12 protein-coding genes and 1 tRNA gene are annotated in these 12,786 nt (G+C 70.4%); 2 read left to right on the top strand and 11 right to left on the bottom strand.

The window, feature by feature from the left end; genetic code table 11:
• Positions 1-40: 40 nt before the first annotated feature.
• Together OG407_RS42275 and OG407_RS42270 are read right to left on the bottom strand one after the other, a co-directional pair.
• Entirely contained in the window at positions 41-1,540 is a 1,500-nt protein-coding gene (locus tag OG407_RS42275) for a sugar transferase (RefSeq protein WP_405865681.1), read from the bottom strand.
• A gap of 1,052 nt (positions 1,541-2,592) precedes the next feature.
• Positions 2,593-2,666, bottom strand: a tRNA-Pro gene (locus OG407_RS42270).
• Between the two features lie 165 nt (positions 2,667-2,831).
• Between OG407_RS42270 and OG407_RS42265 the strand changes: the two genes are divergently transcribed.
• Positions 2,832-3,542, top strand: coding sequence for a transketolase (locus OG407_RS42265; RefSeq protein ID WP_405865679.1), 711 nt, complete (start codon positions 2,832-2,834; stop codon positions 3,540-3,542).
• Between the two features lie 67 nt (positions 3,543-3,609).
• Positions 3,610-4,533, top strand: coding sequence for a transketolase family protein (locus OG407_RS42260; protein WP_405865677.1), 924 nt, complete (start codon positions 3,610-3,612; stop codon positions 4,531-4,533).
• A 73-nt stretch (positions 4,534-4,606) separates the two neighbouring features.
• Here OG407_RS42260 and OG407_RS42255 read toward each other — a convergent pair whose 3' ends face one another.
• From OG407_RS42255 to OG407_RS42215, 9 genes are all read right to left on the bottom strand, one after another.
• The gene (locus tag OG407_RS42255) at positions 4,607-6,010 is read right to left on the bottom strand and encodes an MFS transporter (protein ID WP_405868888.1); all 1,404 of its coding nucleotides are present in this window, start codon (positions 6,008-6,010) and stop codon (positions 4,607-4,609) included.
• Positions 6,011-6,171: 161 nt separating this feature from the next.
• Complete coding sequence (locus tag OG407_RS42250; protein WP_403585641.1) at positions 6,172-6,537, bottom strand: MmcQ/YjbR family DNA-binding protein; 366 nt, start codon at positions 6,535-6,537, stop codon at positions 6,172-6,174.
• A gap of 30 nt (positions 6,538-6,567) precedes the next feature.
• Positions 6,568-7,200 (bottom strand): GNAT family N-acetyltransferase, encoded by a 633-nt coding sequence (locus tag OG407_RS42245; protein WP_405865675.1) that lies wholly within the window; start codon positions 7,198-7,200, stop codon positions 6,568-6,570.
• Positions 7,200-7,787 carry a helix-turn-helix domain-containing protein gene (locus OG407_RS42240; RefSeq protein WP_405865673.1) on the bottom strand — a complete coding sequence of 196 codons (588 nt, stop codon included), beginning with the start codon at positions 7,785-7,787 and terminating at the stop codon, positions 7,200-7,202. Before OG407_RS42240 ends, OG407_RS42245 begins: the two co-directional genes overlap by 1 nt.
• Positions 7,788-7,822: 35 nt before the next feature.
• Positions 7,823-8,725 carry a LysR family transcriptional regulator gene (locus tag OG407_RS42235; RefSeq protein WP_405865671.1) on the bottom strand — a complete coding sequence of 301 codons (903 nt, stop codon included), beginning with the start codon at positions 8,723-8,725 and terminating at the stop codon, positions 7,823-7,825.
• A gap of 425 nt (positions 8,726-9,150) precedes the next feature.
• Positions 9,151-10,344, bottom strand: a complete 1,194-nt coding sequence (locus OG407_RS42230; protein ID WP_405865669.1) for a glycine C-acetyltransferase — start codon at positions 10,342-10,344, stop codon at positions 9,151-9,153.
• A 94-nt stretch (positions 10,345-10,438) separates the two neighbouring features.
• Positions 10,439-11,467, bottom strand: coding sequence for an L-threonine 3-dehydrogenase (tdh, locus tag OG407_RS42225; protein WP_405865667.1), 1,029 nt, complete (start codon positions 11,465-11,467; stop codon positions 10,439-10,441).
• A gap of 154 nt (positions 11,468-11,621) precedes the next feature.
• Positions 11,622-11,990 carry an SgcJ/EcaC family oxidoreductase gene (locus OG407_RS42220; protein ID WP_405865665.1) on the bottom strand — a complete coding sequence of 123 codons (369 nt, stop codon included), beginning with the start codon at positions 11,988-11,990 and terminating at the stop codon, positions 11,622-11,624.
• Positions 11,991-12,018: 28 nt separating this feature from the next.
• On the bottom strand, positions 12,019-12,732 hold the full coding sequence (locus tag OG407_RS42215; protein ID WP_405865663.1) for an SDR family NAD(P)-dependent oxidoreductase: 714 nt from the start codon (positions 12,730-12,732) through the stop codon (positions 12,019-12,021).
• Positions 12,733-12,786: the final 54 nt, after the last annotated feature.

Genomic DNA, 12,786 nt, shown 5'->3' with positions numbered 1-12,786 from the left:
CGGCCTGAGGTCCGCGCGTCGGTCGGACGACTCCCGCGCATCAGTAGGCCCCCTGCCCGTGGAGCACGGCACGCAGTGTCTTCCACAAGATCACCGTGTCCAGGGCGAGCGACCAGTCCTCCACGTAGCGCAGGTCGAGGCGGACCGCCTCCTCCCACGGCAGGTCGCTGCGTCCGCTGATCTGCCACAGGCCGGTGAGGCCTGGCTTGACCAGCAACCGCCGCCGGATGTCCGGGCCGTACGCGGCGGACTCCTCAGGCAGCGGGGGCCGCGGTCCGACGAGCGACATCGATCCGGTGAGCACGTTGAAGAGCTGCGGGAGCTCGTCGAGCGAGTACCGGCGCAGCACCGCTCCCACCCGGGTCACCCGCGGATCCCGGCGGAGCTTGAACAGCAGGCCCGCGCCCTCGTTCCGGTCGGCCAGGTCCCGACGTGCCCCGTGGGCCCCGGTGACCATGGTGCGGAACTTGACGATGGTGAATTCACGGCCGTCCTTGCCGACCCTGCGCTGGCGGTAGATCGCCCCGCCCCGGCTGTCCATCAGCACGAGCAGCCCGACGAGGATCATCAGCGGTGCGAACAGCACCAGCAGAATCGTTGCGCCTACCCGGTCGACGACCCCCTTGATCGCCCGGCGGCCCCCACTGAAGGTCGGCATGCTGACCCGCAGCAGCGGGATTCCGAGCACCGCGTCGACATGCAGGCGCGGGCCGGCCACCTCCATCAGCACGGGGGCCACGATCATCTCGGCGTCGCTGCCTTCGAGGTTCCAGGCCAGCCGCTGCAGCCGGTCCGGTGACCAGTGCGGGTCCGGGGTGACGGCGACGACACGGTAGCCGTCGTGGCGGACGTGCTTGGCGACGTCCTCCAGCAGGCCTATGACCGGCACGCCGTCCAACTGGTCACCGTCGAGCCCGCCTTGCTCGCCGTCGATGCCACGGCCGTCCGTCGTGCACACCGCCTCCACCCGCCAGCCGAGGTGCGGGAACTTGCGAGTGCGATTGATCAGGTCGCGCACGGTCGCCGGGCTCCCGGCAGCGAGCACCGGTCTCAGGCAGCGTCCTTCGTTGCGCTGTTTGTGCAGCCAGAGCCGGAGCAGATACCGCTCGGTCATGGTGACGAGCGCGATCGCCGGGATCGCGACGAAGATCCAGAGTTTGATGTTGCGCGAGGTCAGGGCGATCCCGCCGAGCGCCAGCACGACGGTCGCCGTGAACAGCGAGCGTCCGAGCCGACGGAATTCCTCGGCACCCTGGCCGAGCACGGCCGGAGCCCACGACCGGCTCACCGCAAGCGCCCCCAGCACCAGCAGCTGGGTGCCGAATGCGAGGATCTCCCATTTCTCATGCCAGTTGGCCGCGTCCCGGGACCCGAAGAAGTCGCCGATCGCCGCCACCACGAAGGCGGTGGCCACGGTGTCACTGAAGATCACCGTACGGCGGTACCGCTGCTCCCAATCGGTCGCGGGCTGGCTGATCGCCCCGTTCGCCAGACGCTCGCGCGCCGACGGAAAAGGGCCGAGTATTCCCCCCTGCCGCACAGAACCCCCCAAGGTCCCCAGTGGTTCGGCGTCACCGCCTCACACTGTTTCGCCCCCTGCGGAGGGTCCCCGCCCCCCGCACTGTGCCTCCCATCGGGAGGCCCCCCACCGTGCTGTTCCCCCTCAGAAAGCCACCGCCCCCGGCGTATGGCATCCCGACTGTCGCAGAGCTATGTGAACAACCCGGAAACCTGTCGGGACTTCGGATGCTCCCCGCACACCAAGTCCCTCTTGAGCTCCAAGAATTGATCACCCCCAGTCCGGCGCGAGAGACACGGCCACTGGCCGTCCAAAACGCCGGACCCATAGATCGCCTTTTGTCGCCTGGTGTCCCACCATGCGAAAGCACGGTCAATCTAGACCATCTGAGGGCGCCTGGAGAGAGGTCTGTGTGGACTTTGTGCTCAATATTTGCAGGCGGGTCCATAGATCGGCGACCGCCGACGGGTGCCTCGGTGACGGAAAACGTGCGGTGCGCCCTGCGGCAGCGGGAGTTCTCCGAGCCGACGACACCGCGGTCCGAGGCGTCCCGGCACTGATCGACGACACCTGAAAACAGGTCTCCACCGCTCCGTTTACGCAGGCAGACGCCGAGGACGACCTCGGCCGGGTCGTCGCCGTCGACTCCGGGATCGTGCGCGCCGACCGGCACGCTCCCGAAACCGGCCATGGCCGTATCGGGTGCCCAACCGGCGAACCCACATGCCCGTTTGGCGCATTCCGCGCGAGCCGTCCGACCCCACCTCAGGAGGCAGGACATGCGCGCGGCGGTGCCGCAAGGGCCGATCGGATCGCCACCGCGAACGCCGCGGCGGATCCGGTGGCGCGGTCGCCGGCCTTCGCCGGCACGGGAGCGCGACAAGATCACATCGAAGACCGCACACCAAGCCGACCGACCGGACCGGCCGAAGCGGCCGCGATCCCCGCGCCACGACTTCCAACGGCTCCGCCAACCAGCCCCGCGCCCTGCCCCCGACCACCACCCCCGCAGACACGACAAAGACCGCCTTCCCATCGCTGAGAAAACGGCCTCTGACCTGCGACTTCAAAAGTCGGGACGACAGGATTTGAACCTGCGACCCCTTGACCCCCAGTCAAGTGCGCTACCAAGCTGCGCCACGTCCCGTTGCCCGTCTGACCTGGGGTTTCCCCTGGTTGAACGCGCATGGAAACAATACCGCACTCCCGTCGGTGATCGCGCACGCCTTTATTCCCGGCCCGGGGTCGCCTCCGGCCGACTCCACCCGCGCCGCTTGACCTGAAGTTTGGTTGAGGTTGCACGATCGTCCGCATGACGACGACCACCACGGAAGACAACCGCCTCTACCCGTACGGCGACCTGCCCCGCCTCATGGGGCTGATGACCGGCGACGAGAAGCACGGCCCGGCGGCGACCTCCACGCTGGACGTGTTGTGGGTCCTCTACGACCGGGTGCTACGGGTCGGCCCGGACCGGATGGACGACCCCGAGCGGGACCGGTTCCTGCTGTCCAAGGGGCACGGGCCCATGGCCTACTACGCGGTGCTGGCCGCCAAGGGATTCGTGCCGGCGGAGTGGCTCCCGGACTTCGGCTCCTACGACTCGCCGCTCGGGCACCACCCCGACCGGGTGCTGGTGCCCGGCGCCGAGATCGGCAGCGGGTCCCTGGGGCACGGACTGCCGATCGCCGTCGGGACGGCACTGGGGCTCCGGGCGCAGGGGCGTACCGAACCCCGGGTCTGGGTGCTGGTCGGGGACGCCGAACTGGACGAGGGCAGCAACCACGAGGCCATCGCCTTCGCCGGGCCCGCCGGACTGGACCGGCTGCACACCGTCGTCGTCGACAACTCCTCCGCCAGCCATGCCCGGCCCGGCGGTATCGCCGCCCGCTTCGAGGCCGCGGGCTGGTCCGCGGTGACGGTCGACGGCCGCGACCACGAAGCGCTGTACGCCGCCTTCACCACACCGCACCCCGGCCGACCGCATGCGGTCGTGGCCCAGGTGGAACCGAAGTCCGCCTGATCGTCCCTCCCCCTCCCCCTTCCCCTCCCTCCCTCCCTCCTCACCAGCACATCGAGAAAGGCACCCCATGGACACCATGCGTGACCGGTTCGCCCCGGTCGTCTCCCGGCTGCTCGACGAAGACCCGCGGGTCGCGGTCGTGCTCGCCGAGATCGGCAAGGACGGCTTCACGGACGCCCAACTCCGGCACCCCGACCGGGTGATCAACGTAGGCATCCGCGAGCAGCTCCTCGTCGGGGCGGGCGCGGGACTCGCCCTGACCGGGATGCGTCCGGTCGTGCACACCTTCGCGAGTTTCCTCGTCGAGCGGCCCTTCGAGCAGCTCAAGCTGGACCTGGGGCACCAGGACGTCGGCGCGGTACTGGTGAGCGCGGCGGCCTCCTTCGACTGGCCCGCCGGCGGGTTCACGCACATGGCTCCGGGCGACGTGGCCCTCCTCGACACCCTGGACGGCTGGACCGTCCACGTCCCGGGCCACCCGGACGAGGCCGAGACCCTGCTACGGCACGCGGTCGGCGCGGGCGACGACAAGGTGTACGTACGACTCTCCGTCCAGTCGAACGCGGACGCTCTCCCGGTCGACGGCACGCGCTTCCTCACCGTCCGCGAAGGCCGCTCCGGCGTGGTCGTCGCCGTCGGACCGATGCTCGACACCGTCCTCGCCGCGACGGAGGGCCTCGACGTCACCGTCCTGTACGCGACGACCGTACGGCCCTTCGACGCGGACGCGTTGCGCGCCGCCACCCGGGATGCCGGGACAGACGTCGTCCTCGTCGAGCCGTATCTGGCGGGCACCTCGACCACGGCCGCGAACGACGCGCTCGCCGACGTGCCCCACCGCGTGCTCGGCCTGGGCGTCGGCCGCGCCGAACTCCGGCGCTACGGCACCGTCGCCGAACACCTCACCGCCCACGGCCTCGACGCGCGGACGCTGCGCGAGCGGATCGGCGGCTTTGCAGGAAGCGGTGAGCGGGCGGCCGTGCGGGGCTAAGGCCGCGCCGCGCGACAACATCCCGGCCCGCTCCCCCTCCTCCCCCGCCGAGCCCATGCCGTCGCCGTCGCCGTCAACTCTCTTGCGGACACGCCCGTTCACGTATCGCCGCATCGCTCGGGGCACTCGCCCCACTCGCCCCTCTCCGACCGACCGGTATCGCGTCAGCCCGTATCAACCCACGTATGGCAGGCACCAGGAGCAGAGCGGTCGGCACCGCGAAACTCATCGCCCCCGCGACGAGCAGCACATGGTCGGCACCGATCCCCGCAGCCGCGGGGCCCGCCAAAGCCTGGCCGACGGGCATCATCGCGAGGGAGCCCGCAACGTCGTACGCGTGGATGCGGTTGAGGACGTCCGGTGGGACCTGGGTCTGGACACTGGTCGCCCACATCACGCCCCAGAAGGACATCCCCACCCCGGCGACGGCGGCGCCGGCCGCCATGGCCGGTACGCCGAGTCCCGCCCCGACGGTCGCCGGGAAACCTGCGAAGGCGAAGAGGGCGATCGCACCGGCGCGGAGCATACGGCGAGGGCGCAGCCGCAGGGCGAGGAGTCCGCCTACGACGGTGCCCGCGCCGAGGGCCGAGTTGATCAGGCCGTAGGCGCGCGGGCCGTGCTGTTGCACCACCTCTGTCGCCACGAGCGGAACGGTCGGGCCCCACACCGCGATCATGTAGAGGCACCACACGGCGATGACTCCCCAGAGCCACGTGCGTGATCTGAACTCCCGCCATCCCTCGACCAGATCGGCCTTGAAGGCGCCCGACCCGTGCCCCGGCTCACGGCTGCCCGGTGCGAGCGGGGGCAGCCGGAGCAGCAGGAGGCAGAGGGCGCTGACCGCGTAGGTGGCGGCATGCGCCGCGAACACGCCGCCGGGCGAGGTGAATCCGACGAGCAGGCCCGCCACGGCCGGGCCCGCGAGTTGGGCGGCGGACTCGGCGATGCGTATCGCGCCGTTCGCACCCTGGATGTCGGAGGCGAGTCGCGGCACCGTGCTCGCCACGCCGGGCTGGAACACCGCGCCCGCCACGCCGTTGACGAAGCCGATCGCGCAGATCTCCCAGAGCACGACATGGCCGGTGAAGAAGAGCGCGGCGGCGAGGGACTGGGTGCCGAGGCGCACCAGGTCGGCGCCGATCATCAGCTTGCGGGTGCTGAACCGGTCCGCGATCACCCCGCCGAAGACGACGAGTCCCGCGAAGGCGGCGGCCGTGGAGGCCATGGCGAGGCCTACCGCGCCCGCGCCGTACCCGTGTTCCAGGAGGCCGGCGGCGAGGGCCACGGGCAGCATGGTGTCGCCGAGCCGGGCGACGGCGCGGGCCACGAAGAACAGGGCGAAGTCCCGTGCCCAGACGGGCCGTTCGCCACCCCCGTCGCCCCTCTTCGTCGACCCCGCAACGGCTTCGGCACGCCTTCTCGCACCCCTTCCGGCAACGATGTCATCACCGTCGCCGACCGCCCCGACCGACTGCATCCCCCACCACTCCATCCCCCGACCGCCGCCCCCGAAGCCCCCGCCGGTGTTCATGACATCCCGCTAGGCATCGTTGCCGTGGGAGCCGGATCCCCCTCCGTCCCGGCTCACACTCCGCTTTCGGATGATGCCACGCGGCACTGACAACGCCCGAGGGAATTTCAGTCGCCGGACCCGGCCGGGAGCCCCAACTCCGGGTAGGCGTCCAGGAGTCGGGGCGGGGCCGCCTGGCGCCAGGAGTCGGCGAGGATGTCACGGAGTTCGTCCTCGCTGTCCAGCGCGGAGAGGCGGGCCCGGACCCAGGCGAAGCCCGCCTCGTGGTCGGCGACCCAGAACTTCCCCGGCTCCGCCAGGACCAGTTCGTCGCGCTCCTCCTTGGGGCAACGCACCGCGATGGAGGTCTCCTCCTCGGGCACGGTGACGAACATCTTTCCGGCGACCCGGAAGGTGGGCATGTTCCAGGCGATCTTCTCCGTCGTGTCCGGGAGGGAGAGGGCGATACGGCGTACGTCTTCGGCATCCGGCATGACTCGCAAGATAGCGGCTGCCACTGACAATCACCTGGTGAGAGTGCCCGCCCCCAAGTCCGCCTCGGCGCCCGCCTCCACATCCGACCCGACGCCCGCCGCCGCTCCCTCCCCCACGCGCTTGTAGTAGAGCGTCGTCGGCCGCAGCACCCCGGCGGGGCTCGCCGCGTAGTCCGGGATCACGCCGGCCCGGGTCCAGCCGGCCGAGCGGTACAGGTGCTCGGCGGGGCTGTCGGTCTCGGTGTCGAGGTGGAGGAGGGTGATGCCGGCGGCGACGGCCGCGTCCTCGGCGACGGTCAGGAGCCGGCGGCCAAGCCCCGATCCCCTGGCCTCCCTGTGCACCATCAACTTGACCAACTCGGCGCGGTGACGGCTGTTGGGCTTGCCGGGGAAGGCCAGGCTCACCGTGCCGACGACCCGGTCGCCGCTCAGCGCCACCCACACGGCGAGTTGCCCGGCGGCCACGGCGTCGGCACGCTCGCGCCACCAGTCGACGGCAGCCGTTCGGTCGAGCGGCGCGAGGAACCCGATGGAGGCGCCGTCGTCCACGGTGTCGGTGAGCAGATCCGCCAACTCATCCACGGCGGCGAGGAGTTGAGACGCGTCCAACCCTTGCACCGTCACCTTCACCTTCGTTTTCGCCTTCGCCTTCACCTTCGCCATCACGGCAACACCACCGCCAGTACGTAGCGCACGTCGTCAGGACCCGCGCACCGGAACCGCGTCGGCCCCCACACCCGCAACCGCAGACAGTCACCGGCGTCCAGATGGTGCTCGGTGTCCTGGGCCGTCACGTCGAGGGCGCCCTCCAGGACCCAGATGTGCTGTTCCAGGCCGGGCACGGGCGGCCGGTCGTAGGCGAGGTCGGCGCCCGCGCGGAGGCGCCCCTCGACGAGTTCGCCGCGCAGCCCGGTGTGCGGGGGCGACACGGATCGTCGTACGAAACCGGAGGTGCGGTCCTCCCACACCGGTTGCTCGGCGGCGCGGACCAGCAGGGCGGGTTCGGCCTCCACCTCGCTGAGGAGTTGGGACATGGTGCGGCCGTAGACGCCGCACAGGCGGTTGAGGAGGGAGGCGGTGGGGCTGATCTCGCCGCGTTCGGCACGGGACAGGGTCGAACGGCTCACCCCGCTGCGTTCCGCCAACTCCCCCAGGGACCAACCGTGTTGGGCGCGCAGCTCGGCGAGCCGGGCGCCGAGTCGGATGTCCACCGGGTCGGTGGTCGTCGCGACCGTTTCCTCGGATCTCATATCCGGGACGGTATCCCGGATATGAGACGACGAGGTTACGTCCGGGCCACTTCTTCCAATGCGTCCAGTACCGGGCGGATCAGCGGGTGCTCCTCCGTGCCGCGTCGTACGGCGGCGAAGACCCGGCGGGTCGGGGCGACTCCGTCGACGGGCCGGACGACGACTCCGGTCAGGTCCATGCCGCGGAGCGCCGAGCGGGGGACGAGGGCCACGCCCGCGTCGGCCGAGGCGAGGGCGACCACGGCGCGGAAGTCGTCGGAGGAGTGTTCGAGGCGGAGCTGGAATCCGGCGTTCTCGCAGGCGAGGACGACGACCTCGTGGCAGGGGTTGCCAGGGTATGGACCGATCCACGAGTCCTTGGCCAACTCGGCGAGGGGGACTTCATCGGCGTCGGCGAGGCGGTGGGTGACCGGCACGACCGCGTCGAACGGCTCGGCGTAGAGCGGGAGATGGGTCAGACGCGGGTCGTCGGCGGGCGGCGCCCCGCGGTACTCGACGGCGACCGCGACATCCACCTGCCGGTCCAGCACCATCGGCAGACTGGCGTCGCCCTCGGCATCCTGGACCCGGATGCGAATACCGGGCGCCAGGTGCGCGAGACGGGTCACCGCAGGCGCTACGACCTGTGCGATACCGGTCGCGAACGCGGCGACGGTGACCGTGCCGGCCGCACCCGAGCTGTACGCGGCGAGCTCCGCCTCGGCCCGCTCCAGCTGAGCCAGGACCACATTGGTATGGCTGAGCAGAATCTCCCCGGCCGGGGTCAGCCGCACCCCCTTGGCACCACGCTCGACCAGCCGGTGCCCGGTCTCCTGCTCCAGCGCGGCAAGCTGCTGCGAGACCGCCGAGGGCGTCAGATACAGCGCGGCGGCCGCCGCCGTCACGGTGCGGTGGTCGGCCACCGCACGGAGGATATGGAGCCGCCGAGCTTCGATCATGGGACCGATTATCGCAATATGTCCGAGGGGTCGGGCGAACACGGGTCGGGACGGGGGCCGGGTGGGGTTCCGGGGCAAGGTCAGGATCGAACCCTGGGCCCGGTCCGGGTCCGGGTGCGGGCGGGGTCCGAGTCGATCGGATCAGCCCTCCAGCTCAGCCCACCCGCCCCACCCTCAACCTCACCCCCCGCCGCTCACCCCTCCAGCTCAGCCCGCCAGCTCCGCCCTCAACCCCAGCCTCCGCCGCACAGCCGTCCGCCCCACCCCGGCCTCGGTCCTCCGCCACGCCACTCAACTTCAGCCCGCCGACCACACGCTCCGACCCGAGCACCGCCCACAGCCACAGCCCCCGCCTCACAGCCCTTCGGCTCCGCCCCGGCCCCCGCCGTCCGACCCGCCCCGCCCTCAACCTCACCCCCCGCCGCTCACCCCTCCAGCTCAGCCCGCGCCGCGACAAACGCATCCACCGCCCGATTCACATCCCCCGTCGAGTGCGCGGCCGACAACTGCACCCGAATCCGGGCCTGTCCCTGCGGCACCACCGGATACGAGAAGCCGATGACGTACACCCCCCGCTCCAGCAGCAGCTCCGCCATCCGGCCCGCCACCGTCGCGTCGCCGATCATCACGGGGGCGATCGCATGGTCACCGGCGAGGATGTCGAAGCCCTCCTCGGTCATCCTCCGGCGGAACAACGCGGTGTTCTCGGCGAGTTGGACGCGCAGATCATCCGCCGACTCCAGCAGGTCGAGCACCTTGAGCGACGCCGCCGCGATCACCGGAGCCAGGGTGTTCGAGAAGAGGTACGGCCGGGAGCGCTGGCGGAGCAGGGCGACGATCTCCGCGCGGGCGGCGACGTAGCCGCCGGAGGCACCGCCCAGGGCCTTGCCGAGGGTGCCGGTGATGATGTCGACGCGGTCCATGACGCCGTGCAGTTCGGGGGTGCCCCGGCCGCCGGGGCCGACGAAGCCGACGGCGTGGGAGTCGTCGACCATGACCATCGCGTCGTAGCGGTCGGCGAGGTCGCAGATCTCGTGGAGGGGGGCGACGTAACCGTCCATGGAGAAGACGCCGTCGGTCACGATCAGCTTCCTGCGCGCACCCGACGCCTCCTTCAACTGCCGTTCCAGATCGGCCATGTCGCGGTTGGCGTAGCGCAGGCGGCGGGCCTTGGAGAGGCGGATGCCGTCGATGATCGAGGCGTGGTTGAGGGCGTCGGAGATGACCGCGTCCTCCGCGCCCAACAGGGTTTCGAAGACACCGCCGTTGGCGTCGAAGCAGGAGGAGTAGAGGATCGTGTCCTCCTGGCCGAGGAACGCGGCCAGCCGGGCCTCAAGTTCCTTGTGGACCTCCTGGGTTCCGCAGATGAAGCGCACGGACGCCATGCCGTAGCCCCAGCGGTCGAGGGCCGCGTGCGCGGCGGCGACGACCTCGGGGTGGTCGGCGAGTCCGAGGTAGTTGTTGGCGCAGAAGTTGAGGACCTCGCCGGGGCGCCCGCCCGCGGTGACGTTCACGGTCGCGGACTGCGGTGAGCCGATCACGCGCTCGGGCTTGTGGAGTCCGGCGGCACGGATCTCGTCGAGGGTGGTGCGGAGGTCGTCGCGCACGGAGTCGAACATGGGGGAAGCTCCTAAAGTTCCTTCACCGAGGGGGAGTTACTCGGTCCGACAGGGAGTTGCTCGCTCCCAAAGGGAGTTACGCGCCCGTAGGGAGTTACGCGGTCCAGTCCAGGATGACCTTGCCGCCCTTGCCGCTCGCCGCGTCCGCGAACGCCGCCTCGAAGTCGCGGTGTCCGTACCGGCCGGTGATCACGGGCGCGAGGTCCAGGCCGCCCTCCAGCAGGACCGACATCGCGTACCACGTCTCGAACATCTCACGGCCGTAGATGCCCTTGATGGTGAGCATCGAGGTGACGATGCGGGACCAGTCCACCGGGAACTCCTCGGCGGGCAGTCCCAGCATCGCGATCCGGCCGCCGTGCGTCATGTTGGCGATCATGTCGCGCATGGCCTCGGGTCGGCCGGACATCTCCAGGCCAATGTCGAAGCCCTCACGGAGCCCCAACTCCCGCTGGCCGTCGACGATCTGAGCGTCCGTCACGTTCAGTGCGAGGCTCACGCCTATCTTGCGGGCGAGCGCGAGGCGTTCCTCGCTCACATCCGTCACTACGACGTTCCGCGCACCCGCGTGCCGTGCGACTGCCGCCGCCATCAAGCCGATCGGACCCGCACCGGTGATCAGCACGTCCTCGCCGACGAGCGGGAAGGACAGCGCGGTGTGCACGGCGTTGCCGAACGGATCGAAGATCGCGGCGACATCGAGGTCGACGGGCACGCGGTGCACCCACACATTGACGGCGGGCAGCGCGACGTACTCCGCGAAGGCCCCGTCCCGTCCGACGCCGAGCCCCACCGTGGCCCGGCACAGGTGGCGGCGCCCGGCGAGACAGTTGCGGCACTTGCCGCACACCAAGTGGCCCTCACCGCTGACCAGTTCACCGACGGCGATGTCGGCGACGTCCCGCCCGGTCCCGACGACCTCGCCCGCGAACTCGTGGCCGAGCACCAGCGGCGTACGGATCGCCTGCTGAGCCCAGCCGTCCCAGTTCCGGATGTGCAGGTCGGTGCCGCAGATCCCGGTCCGCAGGACCTTGATCAGTACGTCGCCGGGTCCGACGGCGGGCTCGGGTACGTCCGCGAGCCACAGCCCGGGTTCCGCCTTCTCCTTGACCAGCGCCTTCAACGCAACGGCTCCTGAGGGTGAGGTCCCGGGCTAGGGCACGTCGAACGAGCCCGTTCCGGGGGTGGGGGTGGATTCTGTTAGCAATCTGCCCCACCGGAGCGCCCGGGTCCATCGAGGTTTTCTTAAGCCGTGTCGCAGCTTTCCTTCACAGCTCTCAGAGCCGCGACACCTGGTAGTGGGCGATGTACCAGCCGTCCGCCAGCCACTTCACCAGCACGGCGAGTTTGACGTCCACCGGCGACCGGTCGGTGAACGTGAACTCCGTGTCCAGATAACCGAGGACGAGGTCGTCCGCGAGCCTTCTGGTTTCGAGGATCTCGAACTCGGCCGTCATGCCCAGGGGTTGGGAGTCGTAGTACTCGGCGACGCCCTGCCGTCCGACGCTGTAGGGGTGCAGCCCCTGGAAGATCGCGTCCTCGGTGAAGAGCCGGGCCACCTCCTCCGGTTCATGGGCGTCCACGGCCGCCTTCCAGGGGTCCAGGACACCGCGCAGGACGAGTTCGTCGTCGTTCGTGCTGTTCATCTCCGTCGACCTTTCTCGGTGACCGGTCTCAGTGACCGGCGCTCATACCACCGTCGACATGCAGGATCTCGCCGGTGACGAAGGGCGCGTTCTCCAAGAACACCACGGCGTCGACGATGTCGCTCACCTCGCCCATCCGGCCGACCGGGTGCAGTCCGGCGAGGCCGGTGTGGGTCTCCTCCGGGTGCATCGGCGTCTTGATGGTGCCCGGCGACACGGCGTTGGCGCGGATGCCGCGGGTGGCGTACTCGATGGCGAGGGACTTGGTCGCGGACTGCAGCCCGCCCTTGGTCAGCGAGGCCAGGGCGGAGGGGACCCGGGCGTCCGCGTTGTCGACCAGGCTGGTGGTCACGTTGACGATGTGGCCGCCGCCCTGGGCGAGCATGTGCCCGATGGCCAGCTGGGTGATCCGGAAGAACCCGGTCATGTTGATGCCGAGCACGGACGCGTAGTCGTCGGCGGTGTAGTCGGTGAACGGCTTGGCCACGAAGACGCCCGCGTTGTTGACCAGCGTGTCGACGCGGCCGAACCGCTCGATCGCGGCGGCGACGACCCGCTCGGCGGTCGCCGGGTCCGCGATGTCGCCCTGGACGGTCAGCACGTCCGCGTCGTCGGCCGGGGCGATGGTGCGCGAGGTGGCGACGACGGCGTAGCCGAGCTTGCGGTAGGCGTCGACGACGCCGGCTCCGATGCCCTGCGAGGCACCGGTGACGATCGCGACCTTCTGGGTCTGAGAGCTCATGACGACCTTCTCCGAAGTAGTTGCTGAGGTGCTTCCGGTCGGTCGATTCCTACT

Origin of the sequence: Streptomyces sp. NBC_01515, from assembly GCF_045040345.1 — a bacterium.
GTDB lineage: Bacteria > Actinomycetota > Actinomycetes > Streptomycetales > Streptomycetaceae > Streptomyces.
Note: the sequence above shows the minus strand (reverse complement) of the source record. Positions and strands in the feature narration are given on the sequence as shown.

What these genes read in the sequence shown, in the direction of transcription:
- OG407_RS42265 (WP_405865679.1), top strand. Translation starts at nt 2,832, where the DNA reads ATGACGACGACCACCACGGAAGACAACCGCCTCTACCCGTACGGCGAC.
- OG407_RS42260 (WP_405865677.1), top strand. Translation starts at nt 3,610, where the DNA reads ATGGACACCATGCGTGACCGGTTCGCCCCGGTCGTCTCCCGGCTGCTC.
- OG407_RS42255 (WP_405868888.1), bottom strand. Translation starts at nt 6,010, where the DNA reads ATGCAGTCGGTCGGGGCGGTCGGCGACGGTGATGACATCGTTGCCGGA.
- OG407_RS42250 (WP_403585641.1), bottom strand. Translation starts at nt 6,537, where the DNA reads ATGCCGGATGCCGAAGACGTACGCCGTATCGCCCTCTCCCTCCCGGAC.
- OG407_RS42245 (WP_405865675.1), bottom strand. Translation starts at nt 7,200, where the DNA reads ATGGCGAAGGTGAAGGCGAAGGCGAAAACGAAGGTGAAGGTGACGGTG.
- OG407_RS42240 (WP_405865673.1), bottom strand. Translation starts at nt 7,787, where the DNA reads ATGAGATCCGAGGAAACGGTCGCGACGACCACCGACCCGGTGGACATC.
- OG407_RS42235 (WP_405865671.1), bottom strand. Translation starts at nt 8,725, where the DNA reads ATGATCGAAGCTCGGCGGCTCCATATCCTCCGTGCGGTGGCCGACCAC.
- OG407_RS42230 (WP_405865669.1), bottom strand. Translation starts at nt 10,344, where the DNA reads ATGTTCGACTCCGTGCGCGACGACCTCCGCACCACCCTCGACGAGATC.
- OG407_RS42220 (WP_405865665.1), bottom strand. Translation starts at nt 11,990, where the DNA reads ATGAACAGCACGAACGACGACGAACTCGTCCTGCGCGGTGTCCTGGAC.
- OG407_RS42215 (WP_405865663.1), bottom strand. Translation starts at nt 12,732, where the DNA reads ATGAGCTCTCAGACCCAGAAGGTCGCGATCGTCACCGGTGCCTCGCAG.